Source organism: Serratia sp. HNCC26DJ244, assembly GCF_057180565.1.
Window position 1 is genome coordinate 55,701 of sequence record NZ_JBXUGO010000001.1, and the last position, 17,805, is coordinate 73,505.

16 protein-coding genes are annotated in these 17,805 nt (G+C 48.7%); 9 read left to right on the forward strand and 7 right to left on the reverse strand.

Annotated features, from left to right (window positions below):
* Window positions 1–45 precede the first annotated feature (45 nt).
* From AC2A06_RS00280 to AC2A06_RS00290, 3 genes are all read right to left on the reverse strand, one after another.
* Window positions 46–1,200 carry a nucleotidyltransferase family protein gene (locus AC2A06_RS00280; protein WP_484378987.1) on the reverse strand — a complete coding sequence of 385 codons (1,155 nt, stop codon included), beginning with the start codon at window positions 1,198–1,200 and terminating at the stop codon, window positions 46–48.
* Window positions 1,201–1,224: 24 nt separating this feature from the next.
* Complete coding sequence (locus tag AC2A06_RS00285; RefSeq protein WP_023489471.1) at window positions 1,225–1,566, reverse strand: STAS domain-containing protein; 342 nt, start codon at window positions 1,564–1,566, stop codon at window positions 1,225–1,227.
* A gap of 173 nt (window positions 1,567–1,739) precedes the next feature.
* Window positions 1,740–2,600 (reverse strand): SIS domain-containing protein, encoded by an 861-nt coding sequence (locus AC2A06_RS00290; RefSeq protein ID WP_484378988.1) that lies wholly within the window; start codon window positions 2,598–2,600, stop codon window positions 1,740–1,742.
* Window positions 2,601–2,904: 304 nt separating this feature from the next.
* On the opposite strand from AC2A06_RS00290, the gene murQ reads away from it, so the two are divergent.
* The 6 genes from murQ to ppnP all read left to right on the forward strand — a co-directional run bounded on the left by murQ (window position 2,905) and on the right by ppnP (window position 7,548).
* The gene (gene murQ, locus AC2A06_RS00295) at window positions 2,905–3,813 is read left to right on the forward strand and encodes an N-acetylmuramic acid 6-phosphate etherase (RefSeq protein ID WP_484378989.1); all 909 of its coding nucleotides are present in this window, start codon (window positions 2,905–2,907) and stop codon (window positions 3,811–3,813) included.
* 1 nt (window position 3,814) lies between these two features.
* A complete protein-coding gene (murP, locus tag AC2A06_RS00300; RefSeq protein ID WP_023489474.1) occupies window positions 3,815–5,266 on the forward strand; it encodes a PTS N-acetylmuramic acid transporter subunit IIBC in 1,452 nt (483 codons plus the stop codon).
* 128 nt (window positions 5,267–5,394) lie between these two features.
* Window positions 5,395–5,985 carry a lipid IV(A) palmitoyltransferase PagP gene (pagP, locus tag AC2A06_RS00305; RefSeq protein ID WP_473195918.1) on the forward strand — a complete coding sequence of 197 codons (591 nt, stop codon included), beginning with the start codon at window positions 5,395–5,397 and terminating at the stop codon, window positions 5,983–5,985.
* Window positions 5,986–6,057: 72 nt separating this feature from the next.
* On the forward strand, window positions 6,058–6,357 hold the full coding sequence (locus AC2A06_RS00310; protein WP_484378990.1) for a putative hemolysin: 300 nt from the start codon (window positions 6,058–6,060) through the stop codon (window positions 6,355–6,357).
* Between the two features lie 166 nt (window positions 6,358–6,523).
* Window positions 6,524–7,048: a shikimate kinase AroL gene (gene aroL / locus AC2A06_RS00315; RefSeq protein WP_023489477.1), complete on the forward strand. Its 525-nt coding sequence runs from the start codon at window positions 6,524–6,526 to the stop codon at window positions 7,046–7,048.
* Between the two features lie 209 nt (window positions 7,049–7,257).
* The gene (gene ppnP, locus AC2A06_RS00320) at window positions 7,258–7,548 is read left to right on the forward strand and encodes a pyrimidine/purine nucleoside phosphorylase (protein WP_023489478.1); all 291 of its coding nucleotides are present in this window, start codon (window positions 7,258–7,260) and stop codon (window positions 7,546–7,548) included.
* 99 nt (window positions 7,549–7,647) lie between these two features.
* On the opposite strand, the gene rdgC is transcribed toward ppnP, so the two are convergent.
* Window positions 7,648–8,559: a recombination-associated protein RdgC gene (gene rdgC / locus AC2A06_RS00325; protein ID WP_023489479.1), complete on the reverse strand. Its 912-nt coding sequence runs from the start codon at window positions 8,557–8,559 to the stop codon at window positions 7,648–7,650.
* Between the two features lie 324 nt (window positions 8,560–8,883).
* Here rdgC and mak point away from each other — a divergent pair, with 324 nt between their 5' ends.
* Entirely contained in the window at window positions 8,884–9,789 is a 906-nt protein-coding gene (mak, locus tag AC2A06_RS00330; protein WP_023489481.1) for a fructokinase, read from the forward strand.
* A gap of 12 nt (window positions 9,790–9,801) precedes the next feature.
* Here the strand turns inward: mak and licT are convergent, their stop codons facing one another.
* From licT to sbcD, 3 genes are all read right to left on the reverse strand, one after another.
* Window positions 9,802–10,653, reverse strand: coding sequence for a BglG family transcription antiterminator LicT (gene licT, locus AC2A06_RS00335; protein WP_484378991.1), 852 nt, complete (start codon window positions 10,651–10,653; stop codon window positions 9,802–9,804).
* Window positions 10,654–10,825: 172 nt separating this feature from the next.
* Window positions 10,826–14,083: an exonuclease subunit SbcC gene (gene sbcC, locus AC2A06_RS00340; RefSeq protein WP_484378992.1), complete on the reverse strand. Its 3,258-nt coding sequence runs from the start codon at window positions 14,081–14,083 to the stop codon at window positions 10,826–10,828.
* The gene (sbcD, locus tag AC2A06_RS00345) at window positions 14,080–15,309 is read right to left on the reverse strand and encodes an exonuclease subunit SbcD (RefSeq protein WP_023489484.1); all 1,230 of its coding nucleotides are present in this window, start codon (window positions 15,307–15,309) and stop codon (window positions 14,080–14,082) included. The genes sbcC and sbcD overlap by 4 nt, the downstream gene beginning before the upstream one ends.
* 253 nt (window positions 15,310–15,562) lie before the next feature.
* On the opposite strand from sbcD, the gene phoB reads away from it, so the two are divergent.
* Window positions 15,563–16,252: a phosphate response regulator transcription factor PhoB gene (gene phoB / locus AC2A06_RS00350; RefSeq protein ID WP_484378993.1), complete on the forward strand. Its 690-nt coding sequence runs from the start codon at window positions 15,563–15,565 to the stop codon at window positions 16,250–16,252.
* 27 nt (window positions 16,253–16,279) lie between these two features.
* Window positions 16,280–17,602 (forward strand): phosphate regulon sensor histidine kinase PhoR, encoded by a 1,323-nt coding sequence (phoR, locus tag AC2A06_RS00355; RefSeq protein ID WP_484378994.1) that lies wholly within the window; start codon window positions 16,280–16,282, stop codon window positions 17,600–17,602.
* Window positions 17,603–17,805 lie beyond the last annotated feature (203 nt).

The following is a 17,805-nucleotide window of genomic DNA, read 5'->3' on the forward strand; positions in this document are numbered from 1 at the left end:
GGCAGACTCACCGGTCTGCCCCGCTATTTCGCTCGGTAAGTGCGGTTAGAATGCAGAGAGTAACTCGTTAAATAATGATTTCTCTGCGGTGACAATATCGGTACGCCGTTTATCATCGATCAGCCAGTTCAAACCCGCTTCGGATAAATCGATAGCGGTACCGTCCGGCGAAATGACTTTACCAGCAAAAATCATCTGCTGATTCAAATGAGCAATACTCCCTACCCGGGTATAGTCGGCGATAAAGCTTTGTTCAATCACCGCACCCTGTTCCAATAGGCAACCTGCACCAATAATCGTCGGCCCTTTAATGGTCACACCGGGTTGTATTTCGGTACTGCTGCCAATATAGACCGGTCCTTCAATATCCAGGGTGGAAAAATCAGCGTTAACATTTAAACCACACCAGATTTGCGGCGCGATTTGGATCCCCGGCATCGGATAATCAGGCAATTCCTGATTAAGGATCATCCGGTTAACGTGCCAGAAATCCTGCAACGAGCCAATGTCAACCCATTGGAATGGCAAAGAGATACCGTAGAAAGGAACCCCCATTTCAGCCAGTTTAGGGAACAACTGACTACCGATATCGTATTCAACACCATCAGGAATATAGTCAAAGATCTCAGGCTCAAAAACATAAATGCCGGTATTGGCGTTATTTGACAACGCATCTTGTGCTTTAGGCTTTTCCTGAAACTTATTAACGCGCCCTTGCTCATCGGTGACCACAATACCGTATTTACTGACCTGATCGACAGGAACTGGGCGCATAATCAGCGTCGCAACGCTTTTTCTGGCACGGTGGAAAGCCAACACCTTATCGAAATCCACATCAATTAATGCATCGCCACACACCACGACAAACGTATCATCAAAAAAGCCTGAAAAATTCTGGATGTGCTTCATGCCACCCGCTGAACCCAGCACATTATCGACAAAGGTATTGCCTTTCATCACCCCTTCATAGGAGTAGCCCATTTCCACGCCCCAGGCATGACCATCGCGGAAATAATTTTCTATATCACCAGACAGATAGCTGGTATTGACCATTAACTGATTAAAGCCATGCTTTTTTAAATGCTCAACAATGGATTCCATAATCGGTTTGCGAATTAATGGGATCATCGGTTTGGGCAGCACAGTGGTCAATGGTCTGGCTCTGGTTCCTTTTCCTGCGGCAAGGATCATGGCTTTCATAATGAGTCTTCCTTTAGTATTAATCTACTGCTGGGACATTTGTTGTAATGTAGTCTGCTGATCAACTCCGATAGTAAATATCTTATCCATCCGGGTTAATTTGAACATGCCTTGAATATTACTGTTCAATGAGCAAATGGCGAGTTGACCCTTACCCTGCAAGGTTTTCAATAGAGAGACCAATGCCCCTAAGCAACTACTATCAATAAAATCGACCTGACTAAAATCGAGTAAAATACGATTGCTCCCCTGTACGATCATGGCTTGTATCTCTTCTTTAAATTGCATTGACAGGGAGGCATCTAGTCGCCGGCTCAAGGGCGAGACCACCAAGACATTGCCAACTGACTGAGTTTCAAAATTCATTTTTTTATCCTTACTGTGCTGTTGGTGGGGAGGAACAGCGATTGTTCTACGTTCTGCAATTTCAAGTATCGTTTTAATGACTTGGGTATAAGCGTAGCACAGGGTTTCCGCCTTTCAATTGAACACCATGTAGCGGGTACTCACTCACCTTAACCAGACAACCGTGGGGGGATTTAACCCTCCAGCTTATTGATGGTCATACTGGCATTGCGCACCAGCGGTTTGGCAAGTTCTTTACGCCGTTGCATCAAGGCCAGGAAGATTAAATCGGTCAGCGTATTCTGCGCTGTCCGGGAAGAGATAGAAGAACTGCGCCACTCATTTTCATCTGAGACACTTTCCAGCACATAATTGGCTATCTTGGCTAACGAAGTCGATGGGTCACCGGTGATAACGATGACCTTTGCCCCTTTCTCTTTTGCCATGGTGGCGGCGAGGCGCATTTCTTTTCTTTTACCACTGAACGACAGAACAATTTGTACATCTTTTGGCGTCAGGGCCTGGGCCGTGGCAAGTTGCACATGAAGGTCGGCTTCTGCAAGGCTGAGAATACCTATCTTCTGCAATTTGTAACTGAGATCTTTTGCTGTCAGCCCTGACCCCCAAATCCCGACAATCTGTACACGATTAGCGTTATTGATAACATCGATAACTTTATGAAAAACAGAGAAATTAATTCTTTTGGTGGTTTCCAGGATAGCCATGGTTTTTTCATGGGCGAGTTTTTGCGCCATCACCATCAGTGAATCTTCCGATGAGATGGTGTTATGCAAAGCCTGGTGTGGATAAGATTTGAAGAGGTTATTTCTACCCAGTTCTTCACTGATGGCAATCTTCAGTGCCGGGAAGCCCTTCATGCCGATTTTTTGGCTGAATTTTACGATGGCAGACTGGCTGACTCCGGCTGCTTCAGCAAAGCGAGAAGAAGAGATATTCAGTATCGATTCAGGGTTATCTAAAATATATTTTGCAATTTTTTTTTGATTTTCAGCAAGTTCTGGTAATAACCAGGTGATTTGGGTTAGCACGGACATTGAAAATACTCCCCTGTGTGTATAAACACTTTAATTTATGCAAGTTGCCGCTATAGACTGCGTGCAGTGAAAGTTTGGAAAAATCGGGTATAGATTATTCCTATATTGACTATAACTATTCCATTTATATAGTTAACTGAATTTACTTGGAATGTTATTTTTGTCACTCTTTATACCCCCATTTATATTAGCAATTTATTCCTTACGTCTGGCTAAAAAGGAATCGATTTACCGTGACCTCCATCACATTTTAAGAATAAATAATTCCTTACCATGGCGGAAAACCGACACAGATGGAAGCACCATGAAGATTAATTTAAGCAAGATGATGACAGAAAGCCGCAACCCAGCCAGCGCTGAAATTGATACCCTGCCGACGCTCGATATGTTGGCGGTGATCAACAAAGAGGATCAAAAAGTTCCTCTTGCAGTGGAAGCGGTATTGCCAGAGGTTGCTAAAGTAGTTGATCGGGTGGTGGACGCTTTCGCTAACGGTGGCAGACTGATTTACTGTGGAGCTGGCACCTCAGGGCGCTTGGGGATTCTGGATGCGAGTGAATGCCCACCAACCTATGGCACGCCACGTGAGCTGGTTATCGGCCTGATTGCTGGTGGTCATACGGCCATTTTGCAAGCCGTTGAGAATGCGGAAGACAACCCGGAATTGGGCAAGCAGGATTTATGCAATCTTGATTTCAATGCCCGTGACGTATTGGTTGGCATTGCAGCGAGTGGCCGTACACCCTATGTGTTAGGGGCAATGGCTTATGCTCGTAGTGTTGGCGCCACCGTTGTTGCTATTTCCTGTAATCAAAACAGTGAAATGAGCAAAGCAGCCGATATCGCGATTGAACCCGTGGTTGGCCCGGAAGTGGTCACCGGCTCCTCACGCATGAAAGCGGGAACGGCTCAGAAGTTGATCCTTAATATGATCACTACGGGTGCGATGATCCGTAGTGGCAAAGTATATAGTAACTTGATGGTTGATGTTGAAGCCACTAACGCCAAGCTGGTTCAACGCCAGGTCAACATTGTGGTTGAAGCCACGGAGTGTAGCCCTGAAGAGGCTGAAAAAGCACTCAATGAATGCCATCGCCACTGTAAAACTGCGATTGTGATGGTCCTTGGTGGGCTATCTGCGCAACAAGCAGGGGAGATGCTGAGTAAAAACAAAGGGTTTATTCGTAAAACGCTGCAAGGGATACAGGCATAACATGGCTAAAATAACCGTTTCTATGATAGAGCAGATTTTACACTTGACGGGGGGCAGTAAAAATATCGTTATCTGCGGTAACTGCATGACCAGACTGCGTCTAACGTTAAAAGATCGTGAGTATATCCAGCTAGAGGAACTCAAAAAAATACCCGGAGTGATGGGGGTAGTGAATGGTGATGACCAATTGCAGATCATCCTCGGCCCGGGTAAAGCGCAGACCGCAAGTGAGATGATGAATGCCCTGCTGGCGGATGCACCACAGCAAGCGTCTGACAGTGAGCCACAGCTTGACTTACAAGCGCTGGCCAGTCAGAAAAAGCAGCAGATGAAGTCTAAGCAAAATAGCGCAGTACATAATTTCCTGACCAAATTTGCCACTATCTTTACACCACTGATCCCGGGGTTTATCGCCGCAGGCCTGTTACTGGGGATCTCCACACTGTTACAGCAAACGTTGGTGGTAGAGGGAGTCGCCCCAGCAGCCTGGTTAAAAGGGCTGATGGCTTACATGAAGGTGTTTAGCATCGGTCTGTTTACTTTCCTGAGCATTCTGATTGGCTTTAACACGCAAAAAGCCTTTGGTGGTACTGGCGTCAATGGGGCGATCATCGCTTCACTGTTTATTTTGCGCTACGTGCCGGAAGGTACGGTTGGCTACTATGCCGGCATGAGTGATTTTTTTGGGCTAACCATTGATCCTCGTGGCAATATTATTGGTGTGTTGCTGGCCTGTATCATGGGGGCGTGGATTGAACGGCAGGTACGCCGGTTTATTCCAGATAATCTGGATATGATCCTGACTTCAACCATTACCTTACTGATTACGGGTGCGATTACTTTTGTGGTCATCATGCCGATCGGTGGTGAACTGTTCAAAGGTATGTCCTGGTTGTTTATGCACCTGAACGGTAACCCGTTTGGAACGGCCATCCTGGCGGGTCTTTTCTTGATCGCGGTTGTTTTTGGTATCCATCAAGGCTTTGTACCGGTTTATTTCGCGTTAATGGATGCACAGGGCTTTAACTCACTGTTTCCAATCCTGGCGATGGCAGGGGCAGGGCAGGTTGGGGCTTCATTGGCCCTGTTCTTCCGTTCACCGAAAGGTTCTTTGTTGCGCACCCAGATTAAAGGGGCTATCTTCCCTGGGCTGTTAGGGATTGGCGAACCTCTGATTTATGGGGTGACGTTACCGCGTTTGAAGCCGTTTGTTACCGCTTGTTTAGGTGGTGCGGTTGGCGGGTTCTTTATTGGTCTGGTTGCCTGGATGGGGCTGCCGGTGGGGCTGAATACGGTATTTGGTCCATCGGGTCTGGTATCTATCCCCTTGATGACGTCAGCGAAAGGCATTTTTGCCGGCATGATGGTTTATATTGCTGGTCTGTTCATCTCTTACATCGCCGGTTTTATTTTAACTTGGCTTTTTGGCAGTAAAGATGTCGATTTAAGCTGATTCTTTAGTATTAATTTCATTCAAATTGCGGGGGAGAAAAGGTACCAACCCCCGCAACTTGAAACCGCTTGATTTGCTCATACTGAATTCAGTAAAATCCCCAGCTTTGTTATGACAGGGATTTCATAATGTTTTTTGGCAAGACCCTTTTAGCCTCTAGTTTGGTATTGATGTTTTCTGCACTACCTTCTTATGCCGAGGTTAGTTCCGAAAATAGCAACAGGGAAGCTCAACCAGAGTCTGGCTGGTGGGGGCGCTTTACCAGCAATGTAGCGGAAACCTGGAACAATTCACCGAATAAAGAGTTTTATCTGCCCGTCATTACTTGGCATAACCGTTGGACTTATGACCAGGAAAAACTTGACTCTTACAATGAACGTCCTTGGGGGGCGGGCTACGGCATTTCCCGTTTTGATCAAGATGGTGACTGGCACGCTATTTACTTTATGGCATTTAAGGACTCGTTCAATAAGTGGGAACCGATAGGCGGTTATGCCTATGAGAAAATCTGGCGCCCGGTGGCGGGAGAGGATTTTCGCTTAGGTCTCGGGTTTACCGCCAGTGTGACGGCGCGCGATAATTGGAGTTATATTCCGATTCCAGCTCCGTTACCATTGGCCTCTATCGGTTATCAGCAACTTACCTTCCAGGCGACCTATATTCCCGGCACCTACAATAATGGTAATGTTCTCTTCGGCTGGTTACGCTGGCAGTTCTGATTTTCTCTCTAAACAGCAAACTATTTTGCTGCTTCTATACTATTTTAACGCTTAAAATACAGGCGAATATCAATGCAAAAGTTGCTGATGCTTTCTCTGTTTGCTGGTGCTGTTTTACTGTCTGGGTGTACCACATCAAGTCATCCCGAGCAGGTGAACCCTGTGCAGAGCAATAGTGAGGCCCCATTACCACCGCAAGTGGATAAAAATGTCGGCATGGCAAACCCCGCGGATGTTTATTGTATCCAGATCGGCGGTAAGTTGAATGCCAAGCAGAACCCTCAAGGCCAGTATTCCACCTGTACCTTGCTAAATGGGCAGGAAATAGAGAGCTGGACGTTGTATCGCCGCGATCACCCGGTGAAAAAATAGCATTATCACCCCACAGCTTGGATGATGACGGGTATACAGCACCGTAAAGATTGAAATACGGCGCGAGGGCGGTATGATGCTGCAGCATTATTGATGTTCGGGCCGCCAGCCTCTTGCTGTGCAGGCCATGCCATGTACTCAGTTACTGCATAAGGGACAACCCGTCATGACACAAACCATTTTTATGGTAGGCGCTCGCGGAGCAGGTAAAACCACGGTTGGTCGTGCTTTGGCGCAGGCTCTGGGTTACCAGTTTGTTGATACCGATCTGTTTATGCAGCAAACTGCGCAAATGAGTATTGCGGAAATGGTGGCGCAGGAGGGGTGGCCCGGTTTCCGTCGTCGTGAAACGTTGGCACTGCAAGCGCTGAAACAACCGTCAACCATTGTTGCCACTGGCGGCGGGGCGATTCTGGCTGAAGAGAATCGGCGTTTTATGCGTCAGCATGGCATAGTGATTTATCTGCGTGCCCCAGCCAACGTGCTGGCCCAGCGGCTGGAAGAGTATCCGCAAGAAGGACAGCGCCCCACATTGACTGGGCGTCCCATTGCTGAAGAGATGCAGGAAGTGCTGGCAGCACGTGAAGCGCTTTATCAGGAAGTGGCCGATTATGTTATGGATGCCAGTGCCAACCCACAACAGGTTATTGCGCAGATCCTGGCCGTTTTGCAGCATCAAGCCATTCAATAACTCCCCGTTTATATACCGCATCAACCTGCGGTGCTTCCGCTGAGCATCGCCTACTGTTGTCAGTTTATTTGCATCACGCCACGGGTCTTTTAGTGGCAACTTGCATCAACTTGGGTAAATGATCGCATTTCCCGTGAAAAACCAGTGACAGACCCTGGCTTAATACCTCAATATGGGGATTCAACCAAGATGATTACGCGGGGTCAGTCATGCTGAAAGTAAATGAATATTTTGCTGGAAAAGTGAAGTCTATCGGTTTCGAAAGTAACAGCATTGGTCGTACCAGCGTTGGGGTAATGGAGAAGGGAGAGTACACCTTCAGTACCGCCCAGCCGGAAGAGATGACCGTTATTTCTGGTGCATTAAGAGTGTTAGTGCCAGGCGCGCCTGATTGGCAAGTGTTTACTTCCGGTGAAAAGTTCTTTGTGCCGGACCACAGTGAATTCAATTTGCAGGTTGCTGATACCACAGCCTATTTGTGCCGTTACCTGAGCAAATAATCGCTCGTTTAAGCTGCAGTTAACACCCCTGCAGCGTCATTGGTGAAGGGAATATTGGGCGCGCAGGCGCGCCCATAAGCCTGTAATTCAAATTGTGCCTTAGCGCTGAGCTTCTCCCCCCAGGGCCTCAATAGTATTGCTGATCAACGCCGCCAGCTCACTGGTCATCAGGATAAAGTCAGCATCGAAACGCTGGGCAAAATCATCACGATCAATATCATCGTTCTGGTCACGTAAGGTGTCGGCAAATTTCAGACGCTTGAATGAGCCATCATCCGCCAGGATCAGTTGAATGCGTTCTTGCCAGTCTACGGCCAGCTTAGTGACCAGTTTACCGGCTTCAATATGTACGGCTATCTCATCACTGACCAGGTTCTGTTTTTTGCAACGGATCACGCCACCTTCTTCCAGAATGGCTTTCAGTTCGGCTTCATCCTGAATATTAAAACCGGCAGGCAGTTCACCCGAACGTACCCATTCGGTTAGTGTCAGTTCAATCGGGCTTTCCATGGTTAATGGCACTACCGGCAGCGAACCAAGACTTTTGCGCAATAACGCCAGCGAGTCTTCGGCACGTTTGGCACTCGCGGCATCGACAATAATCAGGCTGTTAACCGTATCGATCCACATATTGGTTTGGTTAAAACGGCTGAAGGCACGGGGTAATAAGCTGTGTAACACTTCGTCTTTCAGCGAATCTTTCTCGGTTTTTTTCAACTTACGGTGTTGCTCACCTTCTAGTTTTTCGATCTTCGCCTGTAATTCTTGTTTGATCACCGGAGAGGGTAGGATCTTCTCTTCTTTACGCACAGAGATCATGATTTGGCCATTCACCGAATGTGTCAGCGCATCACTGTGAGACCCCATCGGCGAAACCCAGCCAGTTTTTGCCATATCCTGGCTGCCACAAGGAGTGAAGCTAAAGTTGCCAAGCTGTTTTTCCATCTCGTCAGCATTGAGTGCAACGTCACGGCTCAAGCGGTAAACCATCAAATTTTTAAACCATAGCATAATGTTCTTCCTGGCTAGGTGTGCATGGGTACCCATCGCTGCAACTTGAGTATAAATATGGGTAGCGCGCACGCTGATTCGTCAAAAGCAGAGCGGCATAATAACGAATTGATGCTGAAAAATCGCCTGTCGCGTGGTGATTCAGCTCGCAACTCATGGGCAAAGGAGTCCTGCTCAAGGTATGGGGCAGATAGATGGGGTAACGCAGGCACCTAGAGCCCCTGCAACGTGAATCAACTTGAGTCTATAATCAGCACCGAGTGACACGGTTATGGAACACACTGGGCCTAAGTTTGCCATCGTCGAATATTGAGGAGAGTCATAGTGCGTATTGGTATCGATCTGGGAGGGACTAAAATTGAGGTGATAGCACTGGCGAACGACGGGCAAGAACTATTCCGTCACCGCATTGCGACACCTCGTGATGATTATCAGCAGACATTGCAGGCGATTACTGGCTTGGTGAGGTTGGCAGAAGAAAAAACCGCGCAATCAGGGACCGTCGGGGTGGGTATTCCAGGGACACTATCGCCGTTTACCGGTTTAGTGAAAAATGCCAACTCAACCTGGTTAAATGGTAAACCGCTGGATAAAGACCTTTCCACTCTGCTACAGCGCGAAGTGCGGTTGGCTAACGATGCCAACTGTCTGGCGGTATCCGAAGCCACCGATGGGGCCGCTGCCGGTAAATCAACTGTTTTTGCGGTGATCATCGGTACTGGGTGTGGTGCCGGTGTGGCCATCAACGGCCAGGTACATGCCGGGGGAAATGGGATTTCTGGTGAGTGGGGCCATAATCCTCTCCCCTGGTTGGATGATGATGAACTGCGTTTTCGTGCTGAAGTGCCTTGCTACTGTGGCAAACAAGGGTGTATTGAAACTTTTATTTCCGGCACCGGGTTTGCCACAGATTACGCCCGGCTGAGTGGCCATCGGCTGAAAGGCGATGAGATTATGGCGTTGGTGGCGCAGCAGGATAAATTGGCGTTGTTGGCCATACAGCGTTACGAGTTACGGCTAGCAAAATCGTTAGCTCATGTGATCAACCTCTTTGACCCTGATGTGATCGTACTCGGCGGGGGAATGAGCAATATCGCGCGTTTGTATCAGACTGTACCGCCACAACTGAAATCCTGGGTATTTGGCGGGGAGTGTCAAACCCCGGTTCGCCAAGCGATGCACGGGGATTCCAGCGGTGTAAGGGGTGCGGCATGGTTGTGGCCACTCTAGCCTGGTTGTTGTTTACCTCTTGGCGATTGGGGCATTCTCACTGCGCACCCGCTCAATATGGATGGTCAAAAACATCATCTCCTCATGGGTTAACGAGTGCTGATAGTGTTGAGCGATATATTGGTTTATTTTGCCAACGCAGGCGAAGGATTCGCCATATTTATCCTTGACCACCTGATAGAGCGAATCATCATGGCTGTCGACGTAATTTTTACCTAACAAACGTTGGGCAAAGAATTTCAAATGAGTGAGAAAGCGGTGGTAACTCAGGGTTTCCTCATTATAGTCAAAGCGGAAATGGTATTTGACGATATTGAGGATCTCCTGCATTACCCGGGTGATATGCAGCGTATTGTGCATTTCGTCATTTAACTGGGCATTGACCAAGTGCAAGGCAATAAAACCGGCTTCGTCCTCCGGTAAGGTGACCGCCAATCGCTGAGTAATGATATTTAAAGCCTCCAGCCCAACAGCAAATTCGTTTGAATAGAGTTTCTTTATTTCCCATAACAAGACGTTCTTGATAGCCAGACCCTGTGCATGGCGTTGCAAGGCGAAATGGATGTGGTCAGTCAACGTAATGTATACAATATTGTGCAATTTGCCCGGTAAGCGTTCGCGGGCGAGGGTGATGATTTTATCCGCCGTAGTGATGCAGGTTAATGGGATCTCTGCCAACAGTTCTTTGTAGCGTTCACCGATTTCACCACTATTGAGAGTGAATACCTTTTCGATCAGGCTTTCATCCACCGGATCGCCGCTTTTCTTTTTAAAGCCGATGCCACGCCCCATAACGACCGTCTCTTCCTGGCGCTCGTTCAGCGTAATTATCACGTTGTTATTGAGGATCTTGGCGATGTTCATGGCGGTTCCCTGTCTGCTAAAAACAAAAAAACCTGACCCCAGAAGCACCGCTGAAGGTCAGGTTTTGCCTGTATTCACAGTGACAATCCTGTTATTTCAGACATGATAACGATTTTCATTCGTCGCTCAATGCTTTTCACTATGTACTGTCGCAGTGATCACACTATGGCCACTAAGGTGATTCAACACGGTACTGGGCATCTAAACGGCTCAACCCCAATCCATTGATTTTCTTTACCTTAATTTGCACGGGAATGCGCTCTTTCATGGCTTCAATATGACTGATGACACCGATGGTTTTACCCGTGGCGTTAAGGTTGTCTAGCGCATCCAAGGCGGTATCTAATGTTTCTGCATCCAAGGTACCGAAACCTTCATCCAGGAACAGTGAATCGATACTGGTTTTGTGGCTCACCAAGTCTGATAGCGCCAAGGCTAATGCCAGGCTGACCAGAAAGCTTTCCCCACCGGAAAGGGTACGAGTATCACGCAGAGCGTCCGCTTGCCAGGTATCGACAACCTGTAACTCCAGCGTATCCGTCGTTTTACGTTGTAGCAGGTAGCGGCCATGCAAACGGGCAAGCTGGATATTGGCCAGATAAACCAAATGATCAAGGGTCAAGCCTTGGGCGAACTTGCGGAACTTGTCCCCCTCTTTGGAACCAATGAGTTGATTGAGCAAACTCCAGTCGTCATGTTGCTGTTGGCAGAGGGTAATCTGGGTTAACAATGATTGCTGATGAAGACGACGTTCGGCATCGCTGCCCAATTGGTTACGGACCTCCCCTTGGCGCTGCTGCAATAGTTTTAACTGTTCCGCTACGCCATTCAGCGCAGTAGCCAGTTGCTCGGTACTGGTGAGTTGCTCATCCAAACCACTGGGTTGATTTTGGCGCTGCTGTTCTTGCATTTGTATCGCCTGAGCTAACAGGGTGGTGGCTTGCAACTGGCGTTGTTGTAACTGTTCTTTATAGTGTTGCAACTGCTGGCGCTGTTCATCACCAAGTAAGGCGGTGTTGAATGACGCTTCGTCGGCAAAGTCACTGTTAGCCAATGCGAGCTGCCATTGTTGCTCGGCCTGCTGTAGCCGCCCATGATGTTGTTGTTGCTGCTGTTGTAATGCCAGTTGTTGACCCTCCAGACGATCCCGCAGTACCAAGGCTTGCTGCAACTGTTCTGTGGCTTGCTGGCAGGCATTTTCCACCCGGTTTTGTGCGAGTCTCAGTTGTTCAGTTACCTCGGCCACCGACTGTTCGCCAAACAGCGCGATGCGTTCAGCGGTGAGGCTAGTCAGTTGTTGAACGCAGGTCTGACAATCATGTTGCCACTTGGCTAATTGCTGTTGAGTTGCAGCTTGCTGTTGCGTTAGCCGCTCAAAACGTTCATTCAAGAGTACCGCTTCCTGCTGAGAACCAAAGTGCTGGTTTTGCAGGGTGGTTAATTCCTCTTTGGTTTGTTGTATCGCGCGCGTGATTTGCTCATGTTGTTGCAGTAACTGTTGATTAGCCTGTTCTTCACTGTCGCAAGCGGTTAACCAGGTTGATAACTGCGTGTGGTCTTGCAGTGTAAAATTGCAAGCCAAGGGAGCGCTAATCTGTTGCCCGTTTTTGATCAGTTGTTCTTGTTGCTGTAACCCTTGGTTAACGGTGGTTTGCAGCTGTTGCTGCTGCTGTTTCAGGCTTTCACTTTGCGTGCGCAGTTTGGTGCCTAAGGTATGTAACTCGTCGGTTTTAGCTCGTAATTCAGTGGCTTGTTGTTCCGTCTCGCTCGGTTTCAGCGCCTGGTACTGCTTGATTGCCGGGTGCTGTGTCGAACCACATAATGGGCAAGGGGCATCAGTGAGCAAACGTGCTCGTTCGGCTTCCAGGCTGACGATACGTTTTTCAAACTCAAGGTTTTTCTCCACCGCCAACAAATGTGCCTTTTGCTGTTGGTACTGTTGGCGAGTCACTTCTAGTTGACGTTCCACCTCCATCAACTGTTGTTGTCGCTGGGTAAACTCCAACTGCTGTTGATCAAGGTGTTGCTGATTTTGTTGAAACAATACCGCCAGATGGGACAACTGTTGGCGAATAGGCCGCTGCCCATTCAGTTCGGCCTGACGGGCCCGCAGTTTTTCTAACGGTGATTGGGCTTCAAGTGCGGCTTGCTGTGGTAACTGTTGCTCCAGTACCGTATTCAGTGAGGCTTGCTTGTGCTGATATTGTGCCGCCCAGGTGGTGAGTTCAGCTCGTCTCAGGGTCAGTTTTTCCAGCGTTTGTTGTTGCTCCTGACTGAGCTTTTGCTGATCTTCCCCCTGTTTTGTTGCCTCGGCCAACTGGTGTTTCAGTTGGGCTATCTGCTGGTCTAATGGCGCTACTTTTTCAGCAATCAATGTTTGCTGTTGTTGCTGGTATGCCGTTTGCGTTTGCTTTGCCGCCTGCGCTTGATCGGATTGTTGCTGTAATGGGGTCAAGGCAGTGAGTTGCTGTTGTTGTTGCTGCGCCAATTGTTCGGCTTGTTGTTGCAAAGACCGCGTCTCTTGCTGGCAACGCTGGCGTTCATCAAGCAGTGGACGTAATTTTTCTGCGGGTTCACTGCGGGCCAACTGCTGTAATTGTGGTTCTGCTTGCTGATAGTCCTGTTGTACCCCAGCCAGTTGTTGCTGGTGGTGTTGCACTTGCTGCGCCGTGGTTTGCCACTGCTGTAGCCAGTTCAACTGATGTTGTAGCCGTTGCGTCTGTTGGTTTAAACCTTGCTCTTCACTATTGAGTTGGATGAGTTGATTTTCCAGCGTCTGGCGTAGCTCCTCATTGAGCAGTTCAATGCCGTTAGCTTGCTGATGCAATACATCCAGCTCGATTTTTGCCTGTTTATGTCGTTCAAACACCCGGGCCGACAGTTGCCCATAAATTTCGCTGCCGGTCAGTTCTTCCAGTAACTCGGCACGTTCGTTAGGTTTGGCATTGAGAAACGCGGCGAATTGCCCCTGAGATAACATCATCGATTTGGTGAAACGGCCAAAATCCAGGCCAGTAATGGAGGCAATCAGCTCTTTTTTATCGGAAATTTTATCCGCTAAAATTTTGCCATTTTCTCGTAGCGCCAGTTCGACTTTAGGCGCCTGCAGGCTGCCATCCGGTGAGTTTTTCGCTCGACGTTGGCTCCAGAAGGCACGATAACCGATCCCTTTTACTTCAAACTCCACCTCTGCCAGTGATTCAGCGGTGTGCCGAGTCATCAGTTCATTCTGGCTGGCGCTGACCTCCAGACGCGGCGTCTGGTGATATAACGCCAGGCAGATAGCGTCCAGTAACGTGGTTTTACCCGCACCGGTGGGGCCGGTGATGGCAAATAGACCATTGCTGGCGAAAGGTTCAGTGGTGAAGTCAATTTTCCATTCACCTTGTAGCGAATTGAGGTTTTTCAGCCTTAAGCTCAGGATTTTCATGCGCAGGGCTCCTCAGGATGATGCAAGTCATTCACCACGTGCTGAAACAGTTGGCGCATCTGTTGTTGGCGTGCCTCGTCCAGGTCTGTTTCCAAGGCTAATCGCCGCTGAAACACCTCTTCGACACTCAATTCATTCAAGGTCTCTCTCTCTTGCCGGTCAATCGCCTGTTGCCGTTGCTGTTTACCACGTCGTAATAACACCACTTCAACCGGCAGATCTTCCGCTAACTGTTGAATGCGGCGCTGGATATCACTGAGATAATCCTGCGTAGCAACTTCGATATCCAGCCACACCGGTAATGTCCCCTCATAGTGGGCAAATTGCTGTAATTGCGTCTCGATTTGTGGCAAATCACCCTTGATCAACTGCATCGGCTGGAAAACAGGTACCTCCAGCGGCGTGACTTGCTGTAGTTCACCGGCGGCGAAATCAACCATCAATACGCTCTTGGCGCTACCCAATTCATCAAAACTGAGCGGGATTGGCGAACCGCTGTAACGGATATGCTGGGTTTTAGCGACACATTGCGAACGATGAATATGGCCCAGCGCAATGTAGTCGGCGGGGGGGAATAACTGAGCAGGGAAGGCATCCAGCGTACCGATATAAATATCACGCACTGAATCTGAGGTGGTGACCCCCACGGTCGTTAGATGACCGCTGGCAATAATCGGCAAGGGTAGGCCCAGGGCATCGCGCCGTGCACAGGCCAACTGATAAAGCTCATGGTAATGATTAGCGATAGCTTGTTGTAAAACCTGCTGTTTCTGGTTGCCCGATTCACCCGCCTGGCTGGTGACTAAATCCCGTGGGCGCAAGAAAGGCACCGCACAGAGCACCGCCCCTGGCTGGCCATCACGCTGGTTGAGCACTCGAATTTGTTGATCAACTTCGGCTTGTGCATTGGCAATTACTGTGGTGTTCAGACAAGAGAGCAGTTCCCGTGATTCATTGAGTGTGGCCACTGAGTCATGATTGCCACCGAGTACCACCAACTGGCAACCGGTGTGTTGTAGTTGCACCACAAAACGGTTATACAGTTCCCGTGCGTAGCTAGGTGGGGAGCCGGTATCAAACAGATCACCGGCAACAATTAGCGCATCGACCTGATGCTGTTGCACCTGCTCAACCAGCCAACACAGAAAAGATTGATGTTCGGCGGCGCGGCTCTTGGTGAAAAAGTACTGGCCTAAATGCCAGTCAGAGGTATGGATCAGGCGCATGAATCTTCCAGGCTGACAACGATGATAGCACCAGAGTATATACCCAAGTTCCGTCAAGATGCAGGCAAGGGGCAAACGCTGAACAAGATGAATGGCGTTTTGTTAAGCAACTCGAAGTATTTTGTCTAGGATTGAAACAATCTCACTGCCAAGCGTCATCCCGGGGCGGTTTTATTCATATAACTGTCATAAAACTGACGCATAATGACCAGGCAGAGTGTAATAGGCCGCTAACACATTGGCAGGGTTGACGATGGCAATACGTATACTGGTGGTAGAAGACGAAGCGCCGATCCGTGAAATGGTGTGCTTTGTGTTGGAGCAGAATGGTTATCAAGCGTTGGAAGCTGAGGATTATGACAGCGCCGTAAAGAGCCTGTCTGAGCCGTTTCCTGATCTGGTGTTACTGGACTGGATGTTGCCTGGTGGGTCTGGAATACAGTTTATCAAGTATATGAAGCGTGAGGCGATGACACGGGATATTCCGGTGATGATGCTGACCGCACGCGGAGAAGAAGAAGATCGGGTTCGAGGGTTGGAAGTGGGCGCCGATGACTATATCATCAAGCCTTTCTCGCCCAAGGAGTTGGTGGCCCGGATCAAAGCGGTGATGCGCCGTATTTCACCGATGGCCGTAGAGGAATTGATTGAAATGCAGGGGTTAAGCCTGGACCCTTCCTCACATCGAGTGATGGCTGATGAGCTGGCACTGGATATGGGGCCGACCGAGTTCAAGCTGTTGCACTTCTTTATGACCCATCCCGAACGTGTTTACAGCCGCGAGCAGTTGCTGAACAACGTTTGGGGCACTAACGTTTATGTAGAAGACCGTACGGTTGATGTCCATATCCGCCGGTTGCGTAAGGCGCTAGAGAGCAGTGGTCATGATAGAATGGTGCAAACTGTTCGCGGTACCGGCTACCGTTTTTCAACGCGCTACTGACAGCCCTGTGCTGGAGAAAACACTATTGTGCTAGAACGCTTATCCTGGAAGAAACTGCTGCTGGAACTGGCCTTTTTTTGCTTCCCTGCTTTATTGCTTGGGTTGATTTTTGGTTATTTGTCTTGGTTGTTATTGGCATCGGTGTTGGTAGCCCTTGCCTGGAATTTCTATAACCAACTGAAACTTTCCCACTGGTTGTGGGTTGATCGTAGTATGACGCCGCCCCCGGGACATGGGAGCTGGGAACCGCTGTTTTATGGTTTGTATAAAATGCAGCAGCGTAACCGCCATCGCCGCCGCGAACTGGCCTTATTGATCAAACGTTTTCGTAGTGGTGCGGAGTCGTTACCCGATGCGGTAGTGATGACCACCGTAGAGGGTAATATCTTTTGGTGTAACGGCCTGGCGCAGCACTTGCTGGGTTTCCGCTGGCCGGAAGATAACGGTCAACATATTCTGAACCTGATACGTTATCCCGAATTTAGTCAATATCTGCAACAGCAGGCGTTCTTCAAACCTCTGACATTGCACTTGAATAACGAGCGCTTTGTTGAGTTCCGCATTATGCCTTATTCCGAAGGGCAATTGTTGATGGTGGCCCGTGATGTTACCCAGAAGCGTCAGTTGGAAGGGGCCCGGCGTAATTTTTTTGCCAATGTCAGCCATGAATTGCGCACACCATTAACGGTGTTGCAGGGCTATTTGGAGATGATGAGTGACGAAGCCCTTGAGGGCTCAGTGCGCGATAAAGCATTGAGTACCATGCAAGAACAGACCAAACGCATGGATGGCTTGGTGAAGCAGTTGCTCACGTTGTCACGTATTGAAACTGCGCCAAGTATCGCGATGAATCAAAAGGTGGATATTCCACGTATCCTGGGTGTATTGCAACGAGAGGCGCAATCCCTGAGTGCGGGGAATCACCAGATTAGCTTCCGGGTGAATGAAGATTTGCAGGTATTTGGTAACGAAGATCAACTACACAGTGCCGTATCGAACCTGGTGTATAACGCAGTGAATCACACGCCAAAGGGCACCCATATCGAGATAAGTTGGCAGCAGACGCCACTGGGTGCTCAGTTCCAGGTCAGTGATAATGGTCCAGGGATCGCTCCAGAACATATTCCGCGTTTGACCGAACGTTTCTACCGTGTTGATAAATCACGTTCACAGCAGACCGGCGGCAGTGGTTTGGGCTTGGCCATTGTTAAACATGCTCTGAGTCATCATGATTCACGCTTGGAGATTTTGAGTGACCCGGGCATAGGTACGCGCTTTATCTTTACGTTGCCGAAACGACTCATTGTGCCAGCCGCATCCATCGACAATAAGGTGAAAATGGGCGAGTAGTACTGCTGCGATTGTGCTATTTCTCCATATACAGTGGATGAGCCTGAGCCCACCGGTACATTGAAATGCTCAGCTCATCATTTATTCTATTTTTGGCAAAAAAAAGCACAACTTGCGCGCTTAAGACATCAATAGCGGTTTTTTAATGTACAAGGTGGTCATATTTGTCACATTCCGTGTGTTTTTTGTTTAAAAATTAAACA

Excerpts from the sequence above, each read along its gene's own strand:
- AC2A06_RS00280 (WP_484378987.1), bottom strand. The coding sequence starts at position 1,200 with ATGAAAGCCATGATCCTTGCCGCAGGAAAAGGAACCAGAGCCAGACCA.
- AC2A06_RS00285 (WP_023489471.1), bottom strand. The coding sequence starts at position 1,566 with ATGAATTTTGAAACTCAGTCAGTTGGCAATGTCTTGGTGGTCTCGCCC.
- AC2A06_RS00290 (WP_484378988.1), bottom strand. The coding sequence starts at position 2,600 with ATGTCCGTGCTAACCCAAATCACCTGGTTATTACCAGAACTTGCTGAA.
- murQ (WP_484378989.1), top strand. The coding sequence starts at position 2,905 with ATGAAGATTAATTTAAGCAAGATGATGACAGAAAGCCGCAACCCAGCC.
- murP (WP_023489474.1), top strand. The coding sequence starts at position 3,815 with ATGGCTAAAATAACCGTTTCTATGATAGAGCAGATTTTACACTTGACG.
- pagP (WP_473195918.1), top strand. The coding sequence starts at position 5,395 with ATGTTTTTTGGCAAGACCCTTTTAGCCTCTAGTTTGGTATTGATGTTT.
- AC2A06_RS00310 (WP_484378990.1), top strand. The coding sequence starts at position 6,058 with ATGCAAAAGTTGCTGATGCTTTCTCTGTTTGCTGGTGCTGTTTTACTG.
- aroL (WP_023489477.1), top strand. The coding sequence starts at position 6,524 with ATGACACAAACCATTTTTATGGTAGGCGCTCGCGGAGCAGGTAAAACC.
- ppnP (WP_023489478.1), top strand. The coding sequence starts at position 7,258 with ATGCTGAAAGTAAATGAATATTTTGCTGGAAAAGTGAAGTCTATCGGT.
- rdgC (WP_023489479.1), bottom strand. The coding sequence starts at position 8,559 with ATGCTATGGTTTAAAAATTTGATGGTTTACCGCTTGAGCCGTGACGTT.
- licT (WP_484378991.1), bottom strand. The coding sequence starts at position 10,653 with ATGAACATCGCCAAGATCCTCAATAACAACGTGATAATTACGCTGAAC.
- sbcC (WP_484378992.1), bottom strand. The coding sequence starts at position 14,083 with ATGAAAATCCTGAGCTTAAGGCTGAAAAACCTCAATTCGCTACAAGGT.
- sbcD (WP_023489484.1), bottom strand. The coding sequence starts at position 15,309 with ATGCGCCTGATCCATACCTCTGACTGGCATTTAGGCCAGTACTTTTTC.
- phoB (WP_484378993.1), top strand. The coding sequence starts at position 15,563 with ATGGCAATACGTATACTGGTGGTAGAAGACGAAGCGCCGATCCGTGAA.